Origin of the sequence: Paenirhodobacter sp., assembly GCF_050177655.1 — a bacterium.
Classification (GTDB): Bacteria; Pseudomonadota; Alphaproteobacteria; order Rhodobacterales; family Rhodobacteraceae; genus Rhodobacter.
Genome location: NZ_JBFXGV010000004.1, coordinates 34,121 through 55,882, shown reverse-complemented (window position 1 = coordinate 55,882; position 21,762 = coordinate 34,121). Strand labels below are relative to the sequence as shown.

26 protein-coding genes are annotated in these 21,762 nt (G+C 68.2%); 16 read left to right on the top strand and 10 right to left on the bottom strand.

Annotated features, from left to right (window positions below; translation table 11 throughout):
- Positions 1-11: 11 nt before the first annotated feature.
- Positions 12-872, top strand: coding sequence for a ferritin-like domain-containing protein (locus AB7U46_RS03095; RefSeq protein WP_428335467.1), 861 nt, complete (start codon positions 12-14; stop codon positions 870-872).
- A 25-nt stretch (positions 873-897) separates the two neighbouring features.
- Here the strand turns inward: AB7U46_RS03095 and AB7U46_RS03090 are convergent, their stop codons facing one another.
- Positions 898-1,215 carry a hypothetical protein gene (locus tag AB7U46_RS03090; protein WP_428335466.1) on the bottom strand — a complete coding sequence of 106 codons (318 nt, stop codon included), beginning with the start codon at positions 1,213-1,215 and terminating at the stop codon, positions 898-900.
- A gap of 376 nt (positions 1,216-1,591) precedes the next feature.
- Between AB7U46_RS03090 and AB7U46_RS03085 the strand changes: the two genes are divergently transcribed.
- Together AB7U46_RS03085 and AB7U46_RS03080 are read left to right on the top strand one after the other, a co-directional pair.
- Positions 1,592-2,305, top strand: a complete 714-nt coding sequence (locus tag AB7U46_RS03085; RefSeq protein WP_428335465.1) for a sugar transferase — start codon at positions 1,592-1,594, stop codon at positions 2,303-2,305.
- A gap of 199 nt (positions 2,306-2,504) precedes the next feature.
- Positions 2,505-3,026: a hypothetical protein gene (locus AB7U46_RS03080; RefSeq protein WP_428335464.1), complete on the top strand. Its 522-nt coding sequence runs from the start codon at positions 2,505-2,507 to the stop codon at positions 3,024-3,026.
- A 10-nt stretch (positions 3,027-3,036) separates the two neighbouring features.
- Here AB7U46_RS03080 and AB7U46_RS03075 read toward each other — a convergent pair whose 3' ends face one another.
- Complete coding sequence (locus tag AB7U46_RS03075) at positions 3,037-3,936, bottom strand: LysR family transcriptional regulator (protein WP_428335463.1); 900 nt, start codon at positions 3,934-3,936, stop codon at positions 3,037-3,039.
- Positions 3,937-4,163: 227 nt separating this feature from the next.
- Between AB7U46_RS03075 and AB7U46_RS03070 the strand changes: the two genes are divergently transcribed.
- From AB7U46_RS03070 to AB7U46_RS03035, 8 genes are all read left to right on the top strand, one after another.
- Positions 4,164-4,943, top strand: a complete 780-nt coding sequence (locus AB7U46_RS03070) for a 5-oxoprolinase subunit PxpA (RefSeq protein WP_428335462.1) — start codon at positions 4,164-4,166, stop codon at positions 4,941-4,943.
- 17 nt (positions 4,944-4,960) lie between these two features.
- Complete coding sequence (locus tag AB7U46_RS03065) at positions 4,961-5,194, top strand: acetyl-CoA carboxylase (RefSeq protein ID WP_428335461.1); 234 nt, start codon at positions 4,961-4,963, stop codon at positions 5,192-5,194.
- 4 nt (positions 5,195-5,198) lie between these two features.
- Positions 5,199-6,572: an acetyl-CoA carboxylase biotin carboxylase subunit gene (locus tag AB7U46_RS03060; protein WP_428335460.1), complete on the top strand. Its 1,374-nt coding sequence runs from the start codon at positions 5,199-5,201 to the stop codon at positions 6,570-6,572.
- Between the two features lie 9 nt (positions 6,573-6,581).
- Entirely contained in the window at positions 6,582-7,457 is an 876-nt protein-coding gene (locus AB7U46_RS03055; RefSeq protein WP_428335459.1) for a 5-oxoprolinase subunit B family protein, read from the top strand.
- Entirely contained in the window at positions 7,447-8,415 is a 969-nt protein-coding gene (locus AB7U46_RS03050) for a biotin-dependent carboxyltransferase family protein (protein WP_428335458.1), read from the top strand. The genes AB7U46_RS03055 and AB7U46_RS03050 overlap by 11 nt, the downstream gene beginning before the upstream one ends.
- Before the next feature lie 80 nt (positions 8,416-8,495).
- The gene (torT, locus tag AB7U46_RS03045; RefSeq protein WP_428335457.1) at positions 8,496-9,563 is read left to right on the top strand and encodes a TMAO reductase system periplasmic protein TorT; all 1,068 of its coding nucleotides are present in this window, start codon (positions 8,496-8,498) and stop codon (positions 9,561-9,563) included.
- Between the two features lie 70 nt (positions 9,564-9,633).
- The gene (locus AB7U46_RS03040; RefSeq protein ID WP_428335456.1) at positions 9,634-11,166 is read left to right on the top strand and encodes a sugar ABC transporter ATP-binding protein; all 1,533 of its coding nucleotides are present in this window, start codon (positions 9,634-9,636) and stop codon (positions 11,164-11,166) included.
- Positions 11,163-12,170, top strand: coding sequence for an ABC transporter permease (locus AB7U46_RS03035; RefSeq protein WP_428335455.1), 1,008 nt, complete (start codon positions 11,163-11,165; stop codon positions 12,168-12,170). Before AB7U46_RS03040 ends, AB7U46_RS03035 begins: the two co-directional genes overlap by 4 nt.
- A gap of 9 nt (positions 12,171-12,179) precedes the next feature.
- On the opposite strand, the gene AB7U46_RS03030 is transcribed toward AB7U46_RS03035, so the two are convergent.
- The 3 genes from AB7U46_RS03030 to nth are packed head-to-tail and all read right to left on the bottom strand — an operon-like array spanning position 12,180 to position 14,511.
- Complete coding sequence (locus tag AB7U46_RS03030; RefSeq protein ID WP_428335454.1) at positions 12,180-12,857, bottom strand: class I SAM-dependent methyltransferase; 678 nt, start codon at positions 12,855-12,857, stop codon at positions 12,180-12,182.
- A gap of 3 nt (positions 12,858-12,860) precedes the next feature.
- A complete protein-coding gene (locus tag AB7U46_RS03025; RefSeq protein ID WP_428335453.1) occupies positions 12,861-13,847 on the bottom strand; it encodes an adenosine kinase in 987 nt (328 codons plus the stop codon).
- Between the two features lie 19 nt (positions 13,848-13,866).
- Positions 13,867-14,511 (bottom strand): endonuclease III, encoded by a 645-nt coding sequence (gene nth / locus AB7U46_RS03020; protein WP_428335452.1) that lies wholly within the window; start codon positions 14,509-14,511, stop codon positions 13,867-13,869.
- 162 nt (positions 14,512-14,673) lie between these two features.
- On the opposite strand from nth, the gene AB7U46_RS03015 reads away from it, so the two are divergent.
- From AB7U46_RS03015 to AB7U46_RS03000, 4 genes are all read left to right on the top strand, one after another.
- Positions 14,674-15,609 carry a Hint domain-containing protein gene (locus AB7U46_RS03015; RefSeq protein WP_428335451.1) on the top strand — a complete coding sequence of 312 codons (936 nt, stop codon included), beginning with the start codon at positions 14,674-14,676 and terminating at the stop codon, positions 15,607-15,609.
- A gap of 96 nt (positions 15,610-15,705) precedes the next feature.
- A complete protein-coding gene (locus AB7U46_RS03010; protein WP_428335450.1) occupies positions 15,706-16,746 on the top strand; it encodes a methylated-DNA--[protein]-cysteine S-methyltransferase in 1,041 nt (346 codons plus the stop codon).
- A gap of 121 nt (positions 16,747-16,867) precedes the next feature.
- A complete protein-coding gene (locus AB7U46_RS03005) occupies positions 16,868-17,542 on the top strand; it encodes an OmpA family protein (protein ID WP_428335449.1) in 675 nt (224 codons plus the stop codon).
- Positions 17,543-17,658: 116 nt separating this feature from the next.
- The gene (locus tag AB7U46_RS03000) at positions 17,659-18,429 is read left to right on the top strand and encodes a FadR/GntR family transcriptional regulator (protein WP_428335448.1); all 771 of its coding nucleotides are present in this window, start codon (positions 17,659-17,661) and stop codon (positions 18,427-18,429) included.
- 67 nt (positions 18,430-18,496) lie between these two features.
- Here the strand turns inward: AB7U46_RS03000 and AB7U46_RS02995 are convergent, their stop codons facing one another.
- The 5 genes from AB7U46_RS02995 to AB7U46_RS02975 form a co-directional block, all read right to left on the bottom strand.
- On the bottom strand, positions 18,497-19,051 hold the full coding sequence (locus tag AB7U46_RS02995) for a F0F1 ATP synthase subunit B (protein ID WP_428335447.1): 555 nt from the start codon (positions 19,049-19,051) through the stop codon (positions 18,497-18,499).
- A gap of 4 nt (positions 19,052-19,055) precedes the next feature.
- Complete coding sequence (locus tag AB7U46_RS02990; protein WP_428335446.1) at positions 19,056-19,616, bottom strand: F0F1 ATP synthase subunit B'; 561 nt, start codon at positions 19,614-19,616, stop codon at positions 19,056-19,058.
- Positions 19,617-19,691: 75 nt separating this feature from the next.
- On the bottom strand, positions 19,692-19,931 hold the full coding sequence (locus AB7U46_RS02985) for a F0F1 ATP synthase subunit C (RefSeq protein WP_428335445.1): 240 nt from the start codon (positions 19,929-19,931) through the stop codon (positions 19,692-19,694).
- Positions 19,932-19,997: 66 nt separating this feature from the next.
- Positions 19,998-20,738 carry a F0F1 ATP synthase subunit A gene (locus AB7U46_RS02980; RefSeq protein ID WP_428335542.1) on the bottom strand — a complete coding sequence of 247 codons (741 nt, stop codon included), beginning with the start codon at positions 20,736-20,738 and terminating at the stop codon, positions 19,998-20,000.
- A 26-nt stretch (positions 20,739-20,764) separates the two neighbouring features.
- Positions 20,765-21,136: an AtpZ/AtpI family protein gene (locus AB7U46_RS02975; RefSeq protein WP_428335444.1), complete on the bottom strand. Its 372-nt coding sequence runs from the start codon at positions 21,134-21,136 to the stop codon at positions 20,765-20,767.
- A 213-nt stretch (positions 21,137-21,349) separates the two neighbouring features.
- Here AB7U46_RS02975 and AB7U46_RS02970 point away from each other — a divergent pair, with 213 nt between their 5' ends.
- On the top strand, positions 21,350-21,694 hold the full coding sequence (locus tag AB7U46_RS02970) for an ArsR/SmtB family transcription factor (protein WP_428335443.1): 345 nt from the start codon (positions 21,350-21,352) through the stop codon (positions 21,692-21,694).
- The last annotated feature ends 68 nt before the right edge of the window (positions 21,695-21,762 follow it).

The window sequence follows — 21,762 nt, the reverse complement described above, 5'->3', positions numbered from 1 at the left end:
ACTCAGGGGGCATGAGCGACATCGAGCCCCCCGATTTCCCGATCCCCGCAACCCTCGCCGCCTGCGCGACCGAGGTGCTAACCACCGCCGATCCGATGGCGAAGACGGCGAAGTCGCGCGCCTTCGCCGCGGCCTGGTTCGCCGGGCGGGCGGCGGGCACACCGATGCCGCTGGGCGAAGCCGCGCCGCCCGATCGCCCGGCGCGCCCCGACAGGCCCGAGCTGCTCGATCCGCGCGACGTGCCGCGCCGGCGCCCGGGATCGGAGGCGGGGCGTCGCGCGATCCTGCATGCCGTCGCCCATATCGAGCTCAACGCCGTCGATCTGCACTGGGACATCATCGCGCGCTTCACCGCGGTGCGGATGCCGCCCGGCTTCTACGACGACTGGGTGAAGGCGGCCGACGAGGAATCGAAGCATTTCCGCCTGATCGAGAGCTGCCTGCGCGCGAGCGGCAGCTTTTATGGCGATCTGCCCGCCCATGCCGGCATGTGGCGCGCGGCCGAGGACACCGCCGGCGACCTGATGGCGCGGCTCGGCGTGGTGCCGATGGTGCTCGAGGCGCGCGGCCTCGACGTGACGCCGGGGATGATCGCGATCTTCGAGAAGGCGGGCGACGCGGCGACGGTGGAGGCGCTCGGCGTGATCTATGCCGAGGAGGTCGGCCATGTCGCCTATGGCTCGAAATGGTTCCATTTCCTTTGCGGGCGCCACGAACTCGACCCGAAGGAGACCTTCCACGCCCTCGTGCGGCGCTATTTCCACGGTGCGCTGAAGCCCCCCTTCAACGAGGAGAAACGCGCCGAGGCCGGGTTGCCGCCCGATTTCTACTGGCCGCTCGCCGAGGAGCTGCCGCAGCGCCCGCGCGGCTGAGCGCGGCCCGGCCCTTGCCGGCGGTTCAGCTGCCCGGCGGGAAATGCGCGCTCAGGTAATCGACCACCGCCTTCAGATTCGCGGGGCGTCGCTCGATGTCGGTCATCGTCACGACATGATGCTCCCAATCCGCGCGGGTCTTGCCCTCGGTCTCGGCGATCCGCTTGAGCGGATGGCAGCGCGCGCATTCGTGCCGCACCGTGTCGAGCCCGGCGCCCTGCGGGAGCTGGAACGCCGCGGCAGGCTGCAGGCCGAGCGCGAGCGCAGCGGCCGCCAGGCCGGGCAGGAGAAAGCCCTGCGCAGGGATCCCGGCGCTCGGACGGGGTGGGGTCAATCGCGACATGGCATCCGCTTGCGGCCTCGATCCGGTTCTGCGCGGCGTTCGAATCGCCCGCCTCCGCCTCCGAATTGACACCCTCCGCCCCTCGGCAACCAGCCTTCGCCCTCCCCTTCCCCGGTTTTTTCCGGCGCTGCATCGCAGCACAATCCCGGGCATCTGCCCGTTTCCTCATCATCCGGCGCCTTTTTGACGCCCGCAGCGCGCTCAGATTCCCCCAAAAACGCCAAGAAGCGTTACCAAATTATTAATAGCTTCTGCCAAAATGAGCAGGCGACGCCATCGGGATCCCCGCGCGATCCTTCCGGCCCGCGGCCAGACCTTTACGTCATCGGCCTCCTCGCGAGGCGCTCTTCCATTCGTTTCTGCACCGGGGATCAACATGGCATTCAATGAGCTCGACCTTCCGCAGGAAATTTCCCGTTTCGAGATGCCCCGCGCCGCCGTGTCGGGCGCCGTCTCCCGGATCCCGCGCAGCGGATCGCTTTATGCACGCCTCGGCAAGCGCCTCCTCGACATCGCGATCAGCCTCGCGCTCATGCCCGCCCTCTTGCCGGTGATGGCCGCGATCTGGCTGCTGATCCGGCGCGACGGCGGCGGCGCGATCTTCGCGCAGCCCCGCGTCGGGCGGGAGGGGCGCGTCTTTGCCTGCTACAAGTTCCGCACCATGATCCTCGATGCCGAGCGCGAACTCGAGCGGATGATCGCCACCGATCCGGCGGTGGCCGAGGAATGGCGCGTGCATCAGAAACTGCGCAACGATCCCCGGATCACCGCGATCGGCAAGCTTTTGCGCAAGACCTCGCTCGACGAGCTGCCGCAGATCCTCAACGTGCTGAAGGGCGACATGAGCCTGGTCGGGCCGCGCCCCTTCCTGCCCTCGCAAAAGGCGATCTACGACGCCGCGGGCGGGCGCGCCTATTACCGGCTGCGCCCGGGCGTCACCGGGCTCTGGCAGGTGTTCAGCCGCCACGACACCACCTTCGCCTCGCGCGTGCGCTTCGACGAGGCCTATGGCGCCCATCTGCGCGCGACGGGCGATCTCGCGCTGATCCTGCGCACCGCGAAAGTCGTGCTCCTGCGCACCGGCGCCTGAGCGGCGGGAGCGGGCGCCCCGCGGGCGCCCCGCGCGCGTTCCCCGCATTCGTTCGAATTGAACAGGCTTCCTCCCCCTGCGCCCCGCCCCCGGCCGCAGGGGGTAAGCCTTTCTTAAACCGCCCCTGCTCTAATTCCCCCTGACGGTGCCGGGGGGCGTCGTCCGTCGCGAGAACCGCGACCCGACCTGGGGTGACATCATGACAAGCGACTTCCGTGCCCTGTGCGCCGTGCCGGCGCGCCGGTTCCATCCTGTTTCCACGCGCCTCGCCGCCCTTCTCGGCGCCGCGCTCCTCGCCCTGACAGGGCTGAGCACAGCCGCCGCCGCACAGGCGGTGCCCGCCGGCTATGCGCCGCGCGCGGTGGTGATCCGCAACGACATGGGCGGCGATGTCGGCGCCCGCGCCAACAAGATCGCCGCGATGCGCGCCGCCGGCCAGAGCGTCGAGATCCGCGGCTCCGCCTGCTATTCCGCCTGCACGATGTATCTCGCGCTGCCCGGCACCTGCGTCAACCGCCGCACCCAGTTCGGCTTTCACCGGCCAAGCTATTACGGCATCGCGCTCGCCCCCGACCAGTTCGAGTTCTGGTCGCAGGTGATCGCCGCGCATTACCCGCCCGCGATCCGCAGCTGGTATCTGCGCGAGGCCCGCTATGCCGTGAGCCCGGAGATCCTGCCCGGCGCCGAGCTGATCCGCCTCGGCGTGCCCGAATGCCCGTAAGCGCGCCCGCTCAGGGCAGCTGCGGCGCGTTGAAGGCGAGGCGGAAATAGTCGAAGAGCGCCTGCACCGGCGGTTGCAGCGCGATCCCGCGCCGCCAGGCCAGACCGACGTCCATCGTCGGCACCGGCGGCGAGGTTTCGACCGTGACGATCCGCTTCCCCTCCAGCGACCAGGTCCGATAGACCATGTCGGAGAGGATCGTCACCCCCTGCCCGTTCGCCACCATCGAGCGCACCGCCTCGATCGAGGAGGTCCGCAGCCGCACCCGCGGCTGGATCGTGCCGAAATTCCAGTATTTCATCGTGGTGTTCGCCGCCTCGTCGACGGTGAGCATGACGTAATCCTCGCCCGCGACCTCCTCGAAGGTCACCCGCCGCTTGCTCGCCAGCCGATGCCCCTGCGGCAGCCAGAGCCGCCGCGGCGAGCGGATCAGCGGCTCGGTCTCCAGCTCGGGGTTGGAGATGTTCGAGGTCAGCACGATCGCGATGTCGAAACGGTTCGACAGCAGCCCCTCCTCGACGCTCTCGCGGTTGAGCTCGTGGATCTGGATGTCGAGGTTCGGATGCAGCCGCGCCAGCCGGTCGAGGTGATAGGGCAGGAAATAGCCGATCACCGTGTAGGTGGTGGCGACGACGATCTTCCCGCGCGTGCCGCTCGCCCGCTCGCGGATGTTCACCGCCTCGTCGAGCTTGGTCAGGATCTCATAGGCGAGCGCGAGAAGCTCACGCCCCGACTGCGTCATCTCCATGCCATGCGCGGTGCGGATGAAGAGATCGGCGCCGAGCTCGGCCTCCAGCTCGCGGATCGCGGTGGTGACCGAGGATTGCGAGATCGCCAGATCGGCGGCGGCGCGGCTGACCTGCCCGGTCTCCGCCGTGGCGACGAAATATTTCAGCTGCCGAAAGTTCATCGCTGTCATCCGTTCTGAAATTCCGATAATGCCTGTCACACATTTCCGAATTTCCTGCTTCGCATTCTGCCGAAAAGCGCCGCAAACCCTGTTTTCTGTGGGAGTTGCGGCCTTCTCTCGGCACCAGCATTATCTGATTTTCCAATTTTTATACAGTAATTATTTGAATTTTACATGACCGTCATTTTCGAGAAACCTGATCCTGTGCTGCAATACCGGAAGACGACATGCCCAGACTCATCGACTTGAACTGCGACCTCGGGGAAGGCTTCGGCCACTGGACGATGGGCGAGGCCCCGGATGCCGATCTGATGGAGATCGTCTCCTCGGCCAATGTCGCGACCGGGTTCCACGCCGGCGATCCGACGCTGATGAACCGCGTGGTGAACCTGTGCCAGCAGCATGCGGTCGCGCTCGGCGCGCATCCCGGGTTCCGCGATCTCGTCGGCTTCGGCCGGCGCAACATCCGCGCCACGCCCGAGGAACTCGTCAACGACATCCTCTACCAGATCGGCGCGCTGCGCGAATTCGGCCGCCGCTACGGCATCGCGCTGCAACACGTCAAGCCGCATGGCGCGCTCTACATGGAGGCGGCGGTGAACGAGGATCTCTCACGCCACCTCGTCGAGACGCTGCAACGCACCGCACCCGATCTCATCCTCTTTTGCATGGACATCTCGCACACCTATGCGGTGGCGCGCCGGCTCGGCCAGCCGGTGGTGCGCGAGTTCTACGCCGACCGCGACTATGACGACAGCGGCTCGATCGTCTTCGCGCGCCATGTCGCGCCACTCGACCCCGCCCGCGTGACCGAGAAATGCGTCCGCGCCTGCCTCGAGGGCAAGGTGCAGACGGTGAGCGGAAAAGACATCTCGATCGACTTCGAGTCGATCTGCTTCCATTCCGACACGCCCGGAGCCCTCGAAATCGGCCGCGCCATCAAGGCGGGGCTGCAACAAAACGGCATCACCATCGCCCCCGCGGCCAGCGTGATCGCCCGGAACTGACCTGACAGGAGAGAGCCATGACCGATATCCTTTCGCCCCTTCCCGGCACTTTCTACCACAAGCCCGCCCCCGACGCGCCGCCCTTCAAGGAACCGGGCGCGGCGGTCGCGGTGGATGACACGATCGGGCTGATCGAGGTGATGAAGACCTTCATCGAGGTCAAGGCCGAGAGCGCCGGCACCTTCAAGGCCTATGCCGTCGCCGATGCGACCCCGGTTTCCGCCGGCGACGTTCTGGCGGAGATGGACTGAGCCGATGGCGATCCGCAAACTCTTCATCGCGAACCGCGGCGAAATCGCCGTGCGCATCATCCGCGCCGCGCGCGCGCTCGGCATCGAGACGGTGCAGGCCCATTCCGAGGCGGATGCCGCGATGCTCGCGGTGCGGCTGGCCGATGGTGCGGCCTGCGTGGGCCCCGCGCAGGCGGCGAAATCCTATCTGAACATTGCGGCGGTGGTCGCGGCGGCGCAGGAGGCCGGCTGTGACGCGGTGCATCCGGGCTATGGCTTCCTCGCCGAGAACGCCGACTTCGCCCGCGCGGTCGAGGCGGCGGGGATGATCTTCGTCGGCCCCACGCCCGAGACGATCGAGCGCATGGGCGACAAGGTCGCGGCGAAGCAGGCGGCGCAGGCCGCGGGCGTGCCGACGGTGCCGGGCTCCGACGGGCGGATCGAGGCGGCCGAGGCCCTCGCGATCGCCGAGGGCATCGGCTATCCGGTGATGATCAAGGCGGCGGCGGGCGGCGGCGGGCGCGGCATCCGCATCGCCACCTCGGCCGAGGAACTCGCCCGCCTCGCCCCGCAGGCGCGCGCCGAGGCGGAGGCTGCCTTCGGCGACGGCGGGCTCTACCTCGAGAAGGTGATCCTCAACCCGCGCCACGTCGAGGTGCAGATCCTCGGCGACGGCACCGGGGCGGCGGTGCACTGCTATGAGCGCGAATGTTCGTTGCAGCGCCGCCGCCAGAAGGTCTGGGAAGAGGCGCCGGCCTTCGGACTGAGCGCAGCGACCCGCAAGGCGCTTTGCGACAGCGCCGTCGCGCTCGCCCGGGCGGTGAACTACCGCGGCGCGGGGACGATCGAATATCTTTATGACGACGCCACCGGCGGCTTCTACTTCATCGAGATGAACACCCGCATCCAGGTCGAGCATCCGGTGACGGAGATGGTGACCGGGCTCGACCTCGTCGCACTGATGCTGCGCATCGCGGGGGGCGAGGCGCTGCCGCTGACGCAGGACGAGATCACCTGCACCGGCCACGCGATCGAGGTGCGGCTCAATGCCGAAGACCCGCTGATGCAGTTCCTGCCCTTCCCCGGCAAGGTCTCCGGCCTGACGATCCCCGACGGGCCCGGCGTGCGCTTCGACCATTTCCTTTACGAGGGCTACCAGATCCCGCCGTTCTACGACTCGCTTCTGGGCAAGCTGATCGTCTGGGCCGAGGACCGCGAGGCGGCGATTGATCTGATGGCCGAAACCCTCACCGGCATCGAGATCGCCGGGCTGAAGACGACGATCCCGCTCCACCTCGCGCTCGCCGCCGATCCGGGCGTGCGCGCGGGGGACTTCCACACCCAATGGCTGGAACCCTGGCTTGCCGCCGGGAACCTGACCGCGAAACCCGCAGCATAGGAGCGGCCCGTGCAGACCAGATATTCCTTTGGCGGCGACGAGCATGTCTATGTCGAGGTCGACGAGGAGATGTCGCTCGAAGCCTTCTTCATCGCGCTCTCGCTGCGCAATGCGGTGGCCGAGGCCGAGATCCCCGGCGTGACCGAGATCTGCCCGGCGAACGCCTCCTTCGAGGTGCGCTTCGATCCCGACGTGATCGCCCCCGAGGCGATGATGGCGCGGATCAAGGAGCTCGAGCACAAGGCCGAGGTTTCGGAAAAGCGCCTCACCACCCGGATCATCGAAATCCCGGTCTATTTCCAGGATCCCTGGACGCATGAGACGCTGATGCGCTTCCGCGAGCGGCACCAGGATCCGACCGGCTCCGACCTCGACTATGCGGCGCGGATCAACGGCTACGACAGCGTCGAGGCCTTCCTCGAGGCCTTCCACTCGCAGCCCTGGTTCGTCTCGATGGTCGGTTTCGTCGCCGGGCTGCCCTTCCTTTATCAGCTCGTCGAACGCGAAAAGCAGATCCAGGTGCCGAAATACCTGCGCCCGCGCACCGACACGCCGAAGCTTTCGGTTGGCATCGGCGGCTGCTTCGGCTGCATCTACTCGGTGCGCGGCGCGGGCGGCTACCAGCTTTTCGGCATCACCCCGGTGCCGATCTACGACCCGACCCAGACCGTCTCCTATCTCAAGGATTTCATGGTCTTCTTCCGCCCCGGCGACATCGTGAAATGGAAGCCGATCGGGCGCGAGGAACACGACCGGATCGCGGCGGAGGTGCAGGCCGGCAGCTATGCCCCGCGGATCGCCGAGGTCACCTTCGACCTCGACGCCTTCAACGCCGACATCGCCGGCACCAACGCGAAACTGATGGAGGCCCTCGATGGCGTTTAAGGTTGTCAAACCCGGGCTCTCGACCACGGTGCAAGACCTTGGCCGCCCCGGCTATTTCCACCTCGGCATTCCCGAGGGCGGCGCGATGGACCGCTACGCGCTGCGCGTCGCGAACATGCTCGTCGGCAATGACGAGGGTGCGGCCGGGCTCGAGGCGGTGTTCATGGGGCCGGAGCTGAGCTTCGACGCCGACACGCTCGTCGCCGTCACCGGCGCCGAGATGCCGATCACCGTCGATGGCGAGCCGCGCGAGGGCTGGAGTTCCTTCGTGGTGAAGGCGGGCCAGACCCTGCGCTTCGGCTTTCTGAAATCGGGGGCGCGGATCTACATCGCCTTCGGCGGCGGCATCGCGACGCCGCTCGCGCTTGGCAGCCGCTCGACCTATCCGATCGGCGCGCTGGGCGGCATCGACGGCCGCGCGATCGCCGCGGGCGACGTGGTGCCGGTGGGCGAGGCCGCCGCGATGACCGAGCGCCGGCTCGACCGCGCGCTCCTCGCGCCGCTGGTGCCGCCGGTGCCGCTCCGCGTGCTCACCGGGCTTTACTGGCACCGGCTGACGCCCGCCTGCCAGGCGCGCTTCTTCGCCGACGAATGGGTCGTCGCGCCCGAGGCCGACCGCATGGGCTATCGCTTCCGCGGCGGCGCGCCGATGGAATTCGTCGAGCGCGAACAGCCCTTCGGCGCCGGCTCCGACCCCTCGAACATCGTCGACGGCTGCTATTCCTACGGCTCGATCCAGGTGCCCGGCGGGCAGGAGCCGATCGTGCTCCACCGCGACGCGGTCTCGGGCGGCGGTTACTTCACGCTTGGCGCGGTGATCTCGGCCGACATGGACCTGATCGGCCAGCTGCAGCCCAACACCAAGGTGCGCTTCACCGAGGTGACGATGGAAGAGGCGCTCGCCGCCCGCGCCGCGCGCAAGGACCGGCTTGCCAGGACACGCGCGGCGCTGGGCTGAGCCCGGCCCGCGCCCGATACCCCAAAGCAAGGCGGCGGGATCAACCCGCCCCATCCCCCCAACAGAGAGGTCTCTGAACGATGAAACATGCCCTGATCTCCGCCCTTCTGGGCGCCACCTGCCTCGCCGCTCCGGCGCTTGCCGAAGAGGCCTGGTTCCCCTACCCCGCCGAGGAGGTCACCCCGGCCTTCTCGCCCGAGGGCAAACCCGCACCGATCGACTATGTCGCGCTCGACAAGGCCGACAAGCCCTTCAAGATCTGCGTCTCCTTCCCGCACATGAAGGACGCCTACTGGCTCGGCGTCGATTACGGCGTCACCGAGGAGGCGAAGCGCGAGGGCGTCAAGCTCAACGTGGTCGAGGCCGGCGGCTATACCGAACTGCCCAAGCAGATCAGCCAGATCGAGGATTGCGTCGCCGGCGGCGCGCAGGCGGTGATCATCGGCGCGATCTCCTATGACGGGCTGAATTCGGTGGTGAAGGAAACCGCCGCCAAGGGGATCCCGGTGATCGACCTCGTGAACGGCATGTCCTCGCCCGACATCGCGGCGAAATCGCTCGTCTCCTTCGAGACGATGGGCCATGAGATCGGCGCCTATCTCGCCGCGAAACACCCCGCCGGCAGCCCCGAGGTCAAGGTCGGCTGGTTCCCGGGCCCGGCCGGCGCCGGCTGGGTCGAGGCCGCGAACAAGGGCTTCATGGAGGCGGTGAAGGGCTCGGCGGTGACCGTGCTCGAACCGCGCTACGGCGACACCGGCAAGGAGGCGCAGCTCAAGCTCGTCGAGGACGTGCTGCAGGCGAACCCCGATGTGCGCTACATCGCCGGCACCGCGGTCACCGCCGAGGCGGCGCAGGGCCTTCTGCGCGAACGCGGGCTGACCGACAAGGTCGGCAACCTCGCGTTTTATCTGACGCCGGGCGTCTATGCCGGCATCAAGCGCGGCTTCATCGAGGCGGCGCCGGCGGATTCGATGGTGATCCAGGGCCGCATCGCGGTCGATCAGGCGGTGCGCGTGCTCGAGGGCAAGGACTACGTCAAGCATGTCGGCCCGAAGATCTTCGTCATCACCAAGGACAATATCGACGCCACCGCGCGCGAGGCGGTGCTGCCGCCCGACGGCTTCCAGCCGGTGTTCTCGGTGAACTGACGCACAGGCGGCCCCGTCCCCCCCGGGGCCGCCCCTTCCCATTCCAGACAGACCAGATCGGAGGCAGCCGATGCCGGCAGACCCCTTGCTGGAAGCCCGGGGGCTCACCAAGGCCTATCCCGGCGTCCTCGCGCTCGACGCGGTCGATTTCGACCTGCGCGCGGGCGAGGTCCATGTGCTCTTCGGCGAGAACGGCGCCGGCAAATCGACGATGATCTCGCTGCTCGCGGGGGCGAACACGCCCAGCGCCGGCGAGATCCGGATCCGCGGCGAGGCGGTTTCCTTCGCCTCGGTCGCCGATGCGCAGGCGCGGGGCATCTACACGGTGTTCCAGGAGTTCTCCCTCGTGCCCACGATGAGCGTGGCGCAGAACATGTTCCTCGGCCACGAGCCGGGACCGGGGCCGTTCCTCTCGCCCCGCGCGATGCGGACAAAGGCGGCGGCGGTGCTCGCCGATCTCGGCTTCGACATCCGCCCCGAGATCGACGTCGGGCGGCTGTCGCGCGCGCAGCAGCAGATGGTCGAGATCGCGAAGGCGATGCAGGGCGCGCTTTCGGTGCTGATCCTCGACGAACCCACCGCCTCGCTCACCGACCGCGAGGTCGACCAGCTCTTCGCGGTGATCGCGCGGCTGAAGGCGCAGGGCGTCGGCATCATCTACATCTCGCACCGGGTGCACGAGTTCGAGCGCATCGCCGAGCGCGTCACCGTGCTGCGCGACGGCGCCCGGATCGGCACCGAACAGATGGCCGAGATGACCGAGCAGAAGCTCGTGGACATGATGGCCGGGCGCGAGATCCGCGACATCTACCCGCGCATTGCCCACAACCCCGGCGATGTGATCCTGGAAATCGACGGGCTTTCCGGGCCCGGGCTGCGCGGCGCCTCGGTGCAGGTGCGGCGCGGCGAGGTGCTGGGCGTGGCCGGGCTCGTCGGTTCGGGCAAGTCGCGGCTTTTCCGCGCGGCGATGGGGCTGAACGCGACCCATGCCGGGCGCGTGCGCTTCAAGGGGCGCGACATGACCGGCGCGACGACGCGGGCGATGGTGCGCGCGGGGGCCTGGTATCTCTCGCCCGACCGCAAGCACGAGGGGCTGATCCTCGCCGAGACGCCGGCGGGCAACCTGCGCATGGACCTGATGCTGGCCGGTGGCGCGTTTCTGCGCATCGCGCGGCTGCGCGCCGCGGCGGAGCGCATCTTCACCCATGTCGAGCTGCCCCCGGCCTACCGGGTCCGCAGCGTCGGCAAGCTTTCGGGCGGCAATCAGCAGAAGGTGCTCTTCGGCAAGGCCTTCGGCCATGAGGCCGATCTCTACATCTTCGACGAGCCGACGGTGGGCGTCGACATGGGCACCCGCGCCGCGCTTTACCGGCTGATCGCGGAGCTTGCCGAAAGCGGCAAGGCGGTGGTGGTGATCTCCTCCGACCTGCCCGAGGTGATGAACCTCGCCCATCGCGCGATCGTGCTCGCCAATGGCCGGATCACCGCCGAGCTTCCCCGCGCGGAGCTCCGCGAGGAGGTGATCCTGCGCTACTTCTTCGACGCCCAGGAGACCGACCCGGTCCCGGCGCCAGCCCCCCAAACAGAAGGAACCCCCGCATGACGCAGGCAAAATCCGGCCGCAGCCTGGCCTCGCTGCCGCTGCGCATCTTCATCCGGCTCGGCGTGCTGCCGTTCTTCCTGATCGCGGCGATGATCCTCTTCGCGATCCTCTCGCCGAATTTCCTCAGCGCGCAGAACCTCGTGAACGTGGCGCGGCAGTCGGTCTATCTGGTGCTCGTCTCGCTCGGGCAGATGCTGGTGCTGATCGCCGGCGGCTTCGATCTCTCGGTCGGCACAGTGATCGCGCTCTCCTCCGTGGTCTCGGCACTCACGATGACCGCGCTCGCGCCGGTCTTTCCCGACGCGGTCTGGCTGGTGATCCTCGGCGGGCTGCTCGCGGGCTTCGGCGTGGCGCTGGTGGTGGGCGCGATCAACGGCATCGGCGTCGCGCTTTTCGAGGTCTCGCCCTTCATCATGACGCTCGGCGTCTCCTCGGTCGGCGCGGGGCTCGCGCTCTTCCTCACCGGGGGCGTGCCGGTCTCCGACCTGCCCTTTGCCTTCGGCGACACTTTCGGCTTTGGCCGCATCCTCGGCCTGCCGGTTCCGGTGGCGATCGCCCTCGTCGCGATCGCGGCGATGTGGGTGTTCATGGCGCGCACCCGCGCCGGCGCGCGGATCTACGCGGTGGGCGGCAATATCAAGTCGGCGCATCTTTCCGCGATCAACACCCGCGGGGTGCTCGTCCTCGTCTACGGGCTTTGTTCGGTCTTCGCCGCGATCACCGGGCTTTTGCTCACCGCGCGGGTGGAAAGCGGCGACGCCAATCTCGGCGGCACGATCGCGATGGAATCGATCGCGGCTTGCGTGATCGCCGGCGTCTCGCTGCGTGGTGGCATCGGCCGGGTCGAGAACGTGGTGCTTGGCGCCTTCTTCATCATCCTCGTGCAGAACGGGATGAACCTCGCGCAGATCAGCTCCTACATGCAGATGGTTCTGGTCGGGCTTTTGCTGATCGCCGCGGTGGTCTTCGACCAGCTGCGCTACCGGATGATCGTGAAGGGCTGAGGGCGGCCCTCAGCCGCTCCGCTCCGGGCTTCGGATCGCGTGGAAAAGCACCTGCCCGCGCGGCAGCTTGCGGTCGTCGCGGGTCAGCGCCCAGCCGGTCTGCGCGGCCATCGCGCGCAGATCGCTTTCCAGCATGTGATAGGGCGGGCGCGCGGCATGGGTGACGACGCCGTCGCGCTGGCGGTAGGGCGTGGCGGCGGTTTCCGCATCGGGCGCGAGGAAGACGGTGAAGAGGTAGGCCTCGAGCCGCGGAAACCGGCGCAACGTCTCGAAGGGGCGGCGCGGCGTTTCGGGCGGCAGATGCGGGAAGACCGCGAAGCAAAGCGCGTGGGTGATCGTGTCGGGCACGCCGGGCAGCGCGAAATCGGCGTCCTCGATCAGCTGCGCGGGATCGAGCCGCGCAGGGTCTTCGAGTTCGTTCGCATGGCCGGCGAGCAGCATCGCGCGCGAGGCGTCGGTCGCCCAGTAATGCCCGGGGGCGAGATAGGGCACCGCCCGGCAGCCAAGCCGCAGTGACCCCGCGCCGATGTCGAGCAGCACGTGGTCGGGCCGCAGCCCCCAATCGAGCAGCGCCGCCATCTGCGCCTCGCCGGTCTCCTCCCAGCGGCCGCCGACAATCTCGCGGTGGCGCCCGCGCGCCAACTCGCGCGCGTAGAAATCGGCACCGTAGGGGGTGACCACCGCCACCGCTCAGAGCAGCCCCTTGGCCGCGAAAAGCGCGCGGATGTCGGTTTCCGGCCGCGCGCCGTAATGGCCGATCACCTCGGCCGCGGCGGTGCAGCCCATCGCCCCCGCGGTGGCGAGGCTCTCTCCCGTCGCATAGCCGTAAAGGAAGCCCGCGGCGAACTGGTCCCCGGCCCCGGTCGCGTCGAGCGGCACGACGCGGCGCACCGGCACCTCGACCCGCTCGCTGCCGCGGATCAGGATGACGTCGGCGCCCGAGCGGGTGCAGACGATCATGCCGCATTCGGCCGAGGCCTGCTTCAGCGCGCTTTCGAGATCGGTCTGGTAGAGCGATTCCCACTCGTGCTGATTGCCGATGACGTAATCCATCTGATCGCGCACAAGCCGGCGGAAATCGGCGCGATGGCGGTCGACGCAGAACGGATCGGAAAGCGCGATCCCCGCGCGCCCGCCGCCGCGGTGGCAACCCTGCGCCGCCTTGAGGAAGGCCGCCTTGCCATGATCCTTGTCGAAGAGATAGCCCTCGAGAAAGAGAATGTCGCAATTCTCGACCACCTCGAGCGAGACGTCCTCGGTCGAGAGCTCGGCCGAAATCCCGAGATAGGTGTTCATCGAGCGCTCGCCGTCGGGGGTGACGAAGATCATCGAGCGCGAGGTCGGCAGATCGGTGCCCGCGACCGGCGGATTGGGGAAATCGGTGCCCTCGGCGTTCAGCGCCGCCTCGTAGAAGGAGCCGAGCAGATCGTCGCGCACGCGGCCGATGAAGGCGGTCGTCAGGCCGAGATTGCCCAGCCCCGCGATCGTGTTGCCGACCGAGCCGCCCGGGGTTCGGGTGCGGTTCTCCATCGCCTCGAAGAGGGTCTCGGCACGCTCCCGCTCGACGAGCTGCATGATCCCCTTCTCGATCCCCATCAGGCCGAGGAAGCTGTCGTCGCATTGTGCGATCACGTCGACGATGGCGTTGCCGATGCCGACGACCTGGTAATGTTTCACGCGGGGATCTCCTCGGAACTCAGTCGGTTTTCTCGTCGAACTGGCACAGATCGCGGATCAGGCAATCGGCGCAGCGCGGCTTGCGTGCGGTGCAGATATAACGCCCGTGCAGGATCATCCAGTGATGGGCGTGGGTCTGGTATTCGACCGGGACATTGTCCTCGATCGCGCGCTCGACCGCCTCGACATCCTTGCCGGGGCAAAGGCCGGTGCGGTTGCCGAGGCGAAAGATATGGGTGTCGACCGCCTGCGCGGGATAGTGGAACCAGATGTTGAGCACGACATTCGCGGTCTTGCGCCCGACCCCGGGCAGCCGCATCAGCGCCGCGCGCGAGGAGGGCACCTCGCCGCCGAAATCCTCGACGAGGATCTGGCTGAGGCGGATCACGTTCTTCGCCTTCTGCCGGAAGAGACCGATCGTCTTGATCCGGTCGGTCAGCTCCTCCAGGCCGAGGGCGAGCATCTTTTCGGGCGTGTCGGCGATGGGGAAAAGGCCGCGCGTCGCCTTATTCACCCCGGCATCGGTCGCCTGCGCCGAAAGCGCGACGGCGACGAGGAGGGTGAAGGCGTTGGTATGCTCGAGCTCGCCCTTCGGATGCGGCTCGGCCTCCGCGAAACGGCGGAAGGCTTCCTTCATCTGCGGATAGGCGAGCTGGGCGGTCATTCCCCCGTTCTGCCCGCCCCGCCGGGCCGGGGCAAGGGGGGCCGCGCGGCGGTAACCATTTTCCACAAATTGAAGACAGTTAACGCGCGTTGTTAACGGGCCATTTGCCGAGATCGCCGAGGATTTCGGAAAGGAATCGGACGATCGGCATTGGAGGCGGGGATGGAATACGGCTATCCGGTCACGGCATTCAGTCATGACGCGGGGAGAGGGCTCTGGTCGCTCGAGCACGATTTCGATGCCGCCACGATGCTCTGGCAGATCCGGCATGACGAGGCCGGCGCGCATCTGATCGACGCGCTGGGCAAGACCGTCGCGAGCGGGGCGATGACCGCCGATATCCCGCTGCTGCTCTCGAAACCCGCAGGCGGCACGCTGCGCCTCGACCGGATCGAGATCGACGGCAAGCTGATGCTGTTCCTGCCCTCCGAACTGCTGGAGGCCGGCGTCGATTATCGCGAGACGAGCGCGCTTGCGGGCACCGCCCGCCCGGCCCGGCCGGAGGAGATCGCCCTGCTCCCGGCGCTCGGCACCGGGGCGATGATCGCGACCGACGAGGGGCCGCAACCGATCGACTGGCTGCGCCCGGGCGACCGGGTGCTGACCCGCGACAACGGCTATCAGCCGCTGCTCTGGCTTGGCCAGCATGTCGTGCCGCGCCGCTCGCCGCCCGAGACGCGACCGCTGCGCGTCGCCGCCGGCGCCTTCGGCGAGGCGCTGCCCGAACGCGACATGGTTGTCAGCCCCGGCACCGGGATCCTGCTTGCCGGCCATGAGCTCGACCTCTGGTTCGGGGAGACGGAGATGCTCTCGCGCGCGGCGGATCTGGTGATTCGCGCCGAACCGCTGGAGGGGAAGCGACCGCTCTACACCCTGCTTTTCGCCGCCCCCGAGGTGGTGCTGGCGGAGGGGATGTGGATCGGCTCGGTCCATGCCGACGCCGCCTTCGTCGCGCTCCTGCCCGACCGCGTGCGCAGCGCGCTGGCGCCGCGGATCGGGGCCGCGCATCAGACCCCGGCCCGCGCCTGGCTTGCCGATTGGGAAGTGGCGATGTTCCGCCGCGAACGGATCGCCCGCAAGCGCCGCATCGCCGCCTGAACCGCCCGCGGCCGGCCCGGCGCCCCGCCCGGGAAAGCGCAGCTTTCGGGTCGCCTCGCGACGCCGCGCGGCCTAATCTGGGGCAAGAGGTGCCCCATGACCGAGAGCGACATTCCCCAGGCCACGCCGCGCGAAACCGGAGCCGCGCCCAAGGCGGATCCGATGACGACAATCCCCGGAACGGGGATGAAACGCCCGGCAACGGGCGGGGCTCCCTGCGCGGCGGCGCTTCGGGTTGCGCCGCCGCCCGGGATCACCGGCGCGGAGGGGGCCGAGCCGCTGCCCGCGGATTACCATTACCGCGTGATCGCCCGCGCCCTGGCCGAGATCGACGCGGCGCAGGCCGAAGCCGTCGCGGCGGGCCGCCCGGCGCAGATCTCGCTCGGCGATCTCGCGGCACGGCTCGGCTTTTCGCCGTCGCATTTCCAGCGCGTCTTCTCCGCCTGGGTCGGGGTCTCGCCGAAGCGCTACCAGCAATATCTCTCGCTGCACCTCGCGCGCGAGCTCCTTGCCGAGAAGCTTCCGCTCGAGGCGGTGGCCGCGGCGGCGGGCCTCTCCGCTTCCTCGCGGCTGCACGACCTGATGCTGCGCTGGGAGGCGATGACCCCGGGCGAATTCGCCTCCGGCGCCGCGGGGATGGAAATTCGCTGGGGCCGCTTCCCCTCCCCCTTCGGCGAGGCGCTCGCCTTCGCCACGCCGCGCGGGCTCTGCGGCCTCGCCTTCATCGCCGAGACGGGCTTCGACGCGGGCTTTGCCGACATGGCCGCGCGCTGGCCCGGCGCCACGCTGATCGAAGACGCCGCGGCGCTCGCCCCCTGGGTCGAGGCGGCCTTCGCCGGCACCGGCAGCGCGCCGCTCGCGCCCATCGGCGCGCCCTTCCAGATCAAGGTCTGGGAGGCGCTGCTCGAGATCCCCACGGGCCATGTCACCACCTATTCCGCGCTCGCCGAACGGATCGGGCACCCGAAGGCGGTGCGCGCCGTCGGCACCGCAGTCGGGCGCAACCCGATCGGTCTCCTGATCCCCTGCCACCGCGCGCTGCGCAAATCGGGCGGGCTTGGCGGCTATCACTGGGGCCTGCCGGTGAAACGCGCGATGCTCGCGCGCGAGGCCGCGCGGCGCGAAGCGGCGGAGTGATCGCCCAGAAGTGATGCGCGGAAAGCCGCCGCCCACGCAGATCGCGTGGAACAATCCGCCGCGAACCGCGTAGAATTATGCGGAACGCCCGAGCGGGCGTAACACAGACGAAGGCGAGAGCATGAAGAAGAACATCCCCCTCCTCGTGGCGGCGACCGGGCTGATCGGCCTGACGGCCTGCACCGATCCCTATGGCTCCTCGAGCTATGACGCGAACACCGACCCGAACGCGAACCGCAATTCCGGTGCGATCACCGGCGCGATCATCGGCGGCGTCTTCGGCGCGACCCGGCGCGGCGACGACAAGCTGGCCAAGGCCGCGGCCGGCGCGATGGTCGGCGGGCTGATCGGCGGCGCGATCGGCAGCTCGCTCGACAAGCAGGCGAAGGAGCTGCGCCGCGACCTCGACACCAATGGCGTCTCGGTGGTCAACACCGGCTCGCAGCTGGTGGTGACGATGCCGCAGGACGTGCTCTTCGCGACCGACAGCTCGGTGGTGCGCGCCGACCTGCAGCGCGATCTCTACACGCTCGCCGGCAGCCTCAACCGCTACCCCGACACCACGACCCAGGTGATCGGCCACACCGACAACACCGGCGATGCCGCCTATAACCAGCGCCTCTCGCAGCAGCGCGCGCAGGCGGTGGTCGAGGTGCTGGTCGGCGCCGGCGTGCCGCGCTCGCGCCTCGTCGCCGTGGGCCGCGGCGAGGATCAGCCGATCGCCTCCAACCTCACCGCCGAGGGCCGCGCGCAGAACCGCCGCGTCGAGTTCATCATCCGCCCGAACACCAACTGAGCCGGGACCGGCATCGGAACATCTGCGGAGGCCGGGTTTTGCCCGGCCTTTTGCTTGGGCGAATCGCATTGTCGGCCTGGGGCATTGGTCATAGAATCTGACCACAGGAGACCGAAATGCCGTTCCAGAAGATCGAATCCGAAAAGCTCGCCACCGCCGTCGTGCGCCAGATCGAGGATCTGATCGTGCAGGGCGTGCTGCGCCCGGGCGAGCGGCTGCCCTCCGAGCGCGAGCTGTCCGAGCGGCTGGCGGTCTCGCGGCCAAGCCTGCGCGAGGCGGTGGCCGAGCTGCAGGAGGAGGGGCTGCTCACCACCCGCGCCGGGGCCGGGATCTACGTGGCCGAGGTGCTCGGCTCCGCCTTCTCGCCGGCGCTGATCCGGCTTTTCGCGCGCAACGATCAGGCCGTCTTCGACTATCTCGCCTTTCGCCGCGACCTCGAGGGGATGGCGGCGGAACGCGCGGCGAAGCTCGGCTCCGACACCGATCTGAAGGTGATCGACACGCTGTTCCAGCGGATGGAGGCGGCGCATGCGAAGCGCAACCCCTCCGACGAGGCCGCGCTCGACGCGCAATTCCACATGGCGATCATCGAGGCCGGCCACAACATCATCACGCTGCACATGATGCGGGCGATGTTCGAGCTGCTGGCGGAGGGCGTGTTCTACAACCGCCAGATCATGTTCCGCAACCGCACCACCCGCGACGCGCTGCTCGAACAGCACCGCGCGATCAACGCGGCGATCCAGGCGCGCGACGGGGTGGCCGCACGGGCGGCGGTGGCGGTACACATGAATTTCGTCGAGGTGGCGCTGACCGAACAGCGGCGGGCCGAACGCAACGAGGCCCTGGCCAAGCTGCGGCTGCAGCACCAGGCGCCGAAGGGCTGAGCCTCCCCCCCGAAAATGCGAAGACCCGGCCGGGGCCGGGTCTTGCGGATCTTTCGACCGGTTCGGCTCAGTTGAGCCGGGTCGCGACCTCGTCGATCGCCGTGTCGATCATGCCGGACTTGTCGCCCGCCGACATCTGGTTCGCCAGAACCTCGCCGGCAGCGGCCACAGCCACCTGCACCGCGCGATCCTTCACCTCTTTCAGCGCCGAAGCCTCGGCCGAAGCGATCTGATCCTCGGCCGCCTTCAGGCGCCGCGCGATCGAGACCTGCAGATCGGCTTTCGCCTGATCGGCCGCGGCCTGCGCGTCACGCTTCGCGGCGACGACGATCTCGTCGGCCTGCGCCTGCACTTCGCGCGCCTTGCGCTCGTAGCTGGCGAGGATCGACTGCGCTTCCTCGCGGAGGCTGCGGGCCTCCTCGAGATCGGCCTTGATCGCCTTGGCGCGCTTGTCGAGCAGCCCGCCGAGCATGCCCGGCACCTTGAACTTCCCGAGAATCGCGAAGAACAGCAGGAAGGCGATCAGGATCACCAGGTTCGGGTTGCGCAGCGAGAAGAACGGACCTTCGGAGGCGAAGGCCGGGCTCGCGGCGAGCATGAGGAAGAACGAGAGTTTCTTCATGACATTACCCTTTCAGCCGCGCGCCGACGGCCGCTTCGAGCGAGCCGGCATCCGCCTTGCCGCCCAGAGCCGCGACGATCTCGGCCGCGGTGTCCTTCGCGACGGCCTGAACCGCCTCGAGCGCACCGGCGCGGATCTCGCCGATCTTCGCTTCCGATTCCGAGGCGCGCACGGCGATCTCGGCATCGGCTTTCGCGGTGGCAGCGTCGAGCTCCTTCTGGATCTCGGCACGGGCTTCCGCGACGATCTTCTGCGCCTGGGCGCGGGCGTCGGCGAGGGCCTTTTCATAGGCGGCCTCGGCGTCCTTCGCCTTCAGCTTGTAATCCTCGGCCGCGGCGACGTCGCCGGCGATGGCGCCCTGGCGATCGGCGAGCACGGAGGAAATCCGCGGCAGCGCGATGCGCGAAAGCAGCCAGTAGATCACGACCAGGGTGACCACGAGCCAGAAGATCTGGTTCGGGAAGGTCGAGAAATCGAGTTGCGGCATGCCCGCGGATTCGGCAGCGTGACCGGCGGCTTCCGCCATGTCATGCGCCATCCCGGCCGCTTCAGTTTCGTTTGCCATATCGTCCCCCTGGACCCTTCAGTTACCGGCTGGGCGCGCGAACGCACCCAGCCGACCGCAAGGATAGGTCTGGGATCAGACGGCGAACATCAGCAGGAGCGCGACGAGGAACGCGAAGATCCCGAGCGCTTCCGCGAAGGCGATGCCGATGAACAGGGTCGCGGTCTGGCCGGCGGCGGCCGACGGGTTGCGCAGGGCGCCAGCGAGGAAGTTGCCGGCGACGTTGCCCACGCCCATGGCGGCCCCACCGAGGCCGATGCAGGCGAGGCCAGCACCGATGTATTTGCCCAGAGCGGCGGCGGCGATGAGTTCCATAGTGATCTCCTTACGGTTGGAAGAGGTGTATCGGGTTGGCCCGGGCGGCCTGTGCCGCCGCGGGAATTAGTGGTGCGGATGCAGCGCGTCCTTGAGGTAGACGCAGGTCAGGATCGTGAAGACATAGGCCTGGATGAAGGCCACCATCATCTCGAGCCCGTACATCGCGGTGATCGCGAGAACCGAGAGCGGGGTCACGGCGATGCCGATCGCCGACATCAGGATCAGCGGCGCGAAGCCGGCGAAGACCTCGATCACGGCGTGGCCGGCCATCATGTTGCCCGCAAGTCGGATGGAGTGGCTGACCGGGCGCACGAAGTAGGAGATGACCTCGATCACGGCAAGGATCGGACGCAGGATCAGCGGCGCCGAGGAGACCCAGAAGAGGCCAAGGAAGCTCGCCCCGTTCTTCACGAAGCCGACGATCGTCACGGTCAGGAACACGGCAAGCGCGAGCACGCCGGTGACCGCGATATGCGAGGTCGGCGTGAAGGCCATCGGGATCAGCCCGAGGAAGTTCGAGAAGACGATGAACAGGAAGAGCGTGAAGATATAGGGGAAGAACTTCAGCCCGTCCTTGCCGGCGACATCCTCGACCATCTTGTGGATGAAGCCATAGGCGAGCTCGGCGATCGACTGGATCCGGCTCGGCACGATGGCGCGGCCGCGGGTGCCGACGACGAGCAGGAGCGCGATCGCGAGCACGCCGATCGCCATCCAGAGTGTCGCGTTGGTGGGGGTGTACCAGTGGATCGGGCCGTCGCCGAACAGCGGATGGATCTTGAACGGCTCCATCGGGTGGAACATCAGGCCTTCAGCATCTTCCGCCACGTCTATCTTCCTTCTTCATCGGTGGTGCGCACCACCGGATTTCCCGTCGCGACGACCCCTGCCGCCGCAGCCTTGTTCATGTCGGCGGCGGATCGAAGCATCACCTTCACCCCCGCCACAAGCCCGAGGATCGTGAACACGAGCATCAGCCAGGGCTTCGTCCCCGCGAGCGAGTCGAGCCCGTATCCGATGCCGAAGCCGATCCCCAGCCCCGAAACCAGTTCGATGACCATCCGCCAGGCCATGTCAGCCATGCGCAACGAGCCATCCGCTGCGGGCTTCGCCACTTCCTCGGCCTTGCGCCGTTCGGCGAGCCGCTTTTCCAGTGCCGCGAGGCGTTCGGAATGCTGCTCCTCCGAGGGACGATCGGTCATGGATACCCCCGCAACTCTTCGCCGTGGTGATACAGTTCACGGCCGAGTGAGTCAACGCCGTTAGCGCCCGCAGAAGCCGTATGCAAGTGACTGAAAAGGCGTGATTTCACAGATTTTCTTCGGCGCGCATGCCGCCCGTCCGGCGGTTTTCGCCGCCCGGGCATATTCAACCGATCAGTTGACGTTTTTCGCGCTCCGCCGCATGACTGGGGCATGACATCCGCCGCCACGCCACTCGATCAGGTCTTTGCCGCGCTCGCCGATCCGACGCGGCGGGCGATCCTGACGATGCTGCTTGAGGACGACATGGCGGTGACCGATGTCGCCGAACCGTTCGAGATGTCGCTCGCCGCGATCTCGAAACATCTCGCGATCCTCGCCGAGGCGGGGCTGATCAGTCAGGAAAAACGCGGCCGGCTGAAGTGGTGCAAGCTCGAACCCGCGGCGATGCATGGCGCGATCACCTGGATCCAGAGCTTCGGCCAGCTCGAACCGATCGACCTCGAGGATTTCGAGCGCTTCCTCGAGATCGAACTGCGCGACGGAGAGGCCGGCTAGGGGCGCTGCCCCTCCGGGCCTGCGGCCCGTTCACCCCGGGATATTTGGGCACTTTGGAAAGGCGCTTC

What these genes read in the sequence shown, in the direction of transcription:
- AB7U46_RS03095 (WP_428335467.1), top strand. Translation starts at nt 12, where the DNA reads ATGAGCGACATCGAGCCCCCCGATTTCCCGATCCCCGCAACCCTCGCC.
- AB7U46_RS03090 (WP_428335466.1), bottom strand. Translation starts at nt 1,215, where the DNA reads ATGTCGCGATTGACCCCACCCCGTCCGAGCGCCGGGATCCCTGCGCAG.
- AB7U46_RS03085 (WP_428335465.1), top strand. Translation starts at nt 1,592, where the DNA reads ATGGCATTCAATGAGCTCGACCTTCCGCAGGAAATTTCCCGTTTCGAG.
- AB7U46_RS03080 (WP_428335464.1), top strand. Translation starts at nt 2,505, where the DNA reads ATGACAAGCGACTTCCGTGCCCTGTGCGCCGTGCCGGCGCGCCGGTTC.
- AB7U46_RS03075 (WP_428335463.1), bottom strand. Translation starts at nt 3,936, where the DNA reads ATGAACTTTCGGCAGCTGAAATATTTCGTCGCCACGGCGGAGACCGGG.
- AB7U46_RS03070 (WP_428335462.1), top strand. Translation starts at nt 4,164, where the DNA reads ATGCCCAGACTCATCGACTTGAACTGCGACCTCGGGGAAGGCTTCGGC.
- AB7U46_RS03065 (WP_428335461.1), top strand. Translation starts at nt 4,961, where the DNA reads ATGACCGATATCCTTTCGCCCCTTCCCGGCACTTTCTACCACAAGCCC.
- AB7U46_RS03060 (WP_428335460.1), top strand. Translation starts at nt 5,199, where the DNA reads ATGGCGATCCGCAAACTCTTCATCGCGAACCGCGGCGAAATCGCCGTG.
- AB7U46_RS03050 (WP_428335458.1), top strand. Translation starts at nt 7,447, where the DNA reads ATGGCGTTTAAGGTTGTCAAACCCGGGCTCTCGACCACGGTGCAAGAC.
- torT (WP_428335457.1), top strand. Translation starts at nt 8,496, where the DNA reads ATGAAACATGCCCTGATCTCCGCCCTTCTGGGCGCCACCTGCCTCGCC.
- AB7U46_RS03040 (WP_428335456.1), top strand. Translation starts at nt 9,634, where the DNA reads ATGCCGGCAGACCCCTTGCTGGAAGCCCGGGGGCTCACCAAGGCCTAT.
- AB7U46_RS03035 (WP_428335455.1), top strand. Translation starts at nt 11,163, where the DNA reads ATGACGCAGGCAAAATCCGGCCGCAGCCTGGCCTCGCTGCCGCTGCGC.
- nth (WP_428335452.1), bottom strand. Translation starts at nt 14,511, where the DNA reads ATGACCGCCCAGCTCGCCTATCCGCAGATGAAGGAAGCCTTCCGCCGT.
- AB7U46_RS03015 (WP_428335451.1), top strand. Translation starts at nt 14,674, where the DNA reads ATGGAATACGGCTATCCGGTCACGGCATTCAGTCATGACGCGGGGAGA.
- AB7U46_RS03010 (WP_428335450.1), top strand. Translation starts at nt 15,706, where the DNA reads ATGACCGAGAGCGACATTCCCCAGGCCACGCCGCGCGAAACCGGAGCC.
- AB7U46_RS03005 (WP_428335449.1), top strand. Translation starts at nt 16,868, where the DNA reads ATGAAGAAGAACATCCCCCTCCTCGTGGCGGCGACCGGGCTGATCGGC.
- AB7U46_RS03000 (WP_428335448.1), top strand. Translation starts at nt 17,659, where the DNA reads ATGCCGTTCCAGAAGATCGAATCCGAAAAGCTCGCCACCGCCGTCGTG.
- AB7U46_RS02995 (WP_428335447.1), bottom strand. Translation starts at nt 19,051, where the DNA reads ATGAAGAAACTCTCGTTCTTCCTCATGCTCGCCGCGAGCCCGGCCTTC.
- AB7U46_RS02990 (WP_428335446.1), bottom strand. Translation starts at nt 19,616, where the DNA reads ATGGCAAACGAAACTGAAGCGGCCGGGATGGCGCATGACATGGCGGAA.
- AB7U46_RS02985 (WP_428335445.1), bottom strand. Translation starts at nt 19,931, where the DNA reads ATGGAACTCATCGCCGCCGCCGCTCTGGGCAAATACATCGGTGCTGGC.
- AB7U46_RS02980 (WP_428335542.1), bottom strand. Translation starts at nt 20,738, where the DNA reads ATGTTCCACCCGATGGAGCCGTTCAAGATCCATCCGCTGTTCGGCGAC.
- AB7U46_RS02975 (WP_428335444.1), bottom strand. Translation starts at nt 21,136, where the DNA reads ATGACCGATCGTCCCTCGGAGGAGCAGCATTCCGAACGCCTCGCGGCA.
- AB7U46_RS02970 (WP_428335443.1), top strand. Translation starts at nt 21,350, where the DNA reads ATGACATCCGCCGCCACGCCACTCGATCAGGTCTTTGCCGCGCTCGCC.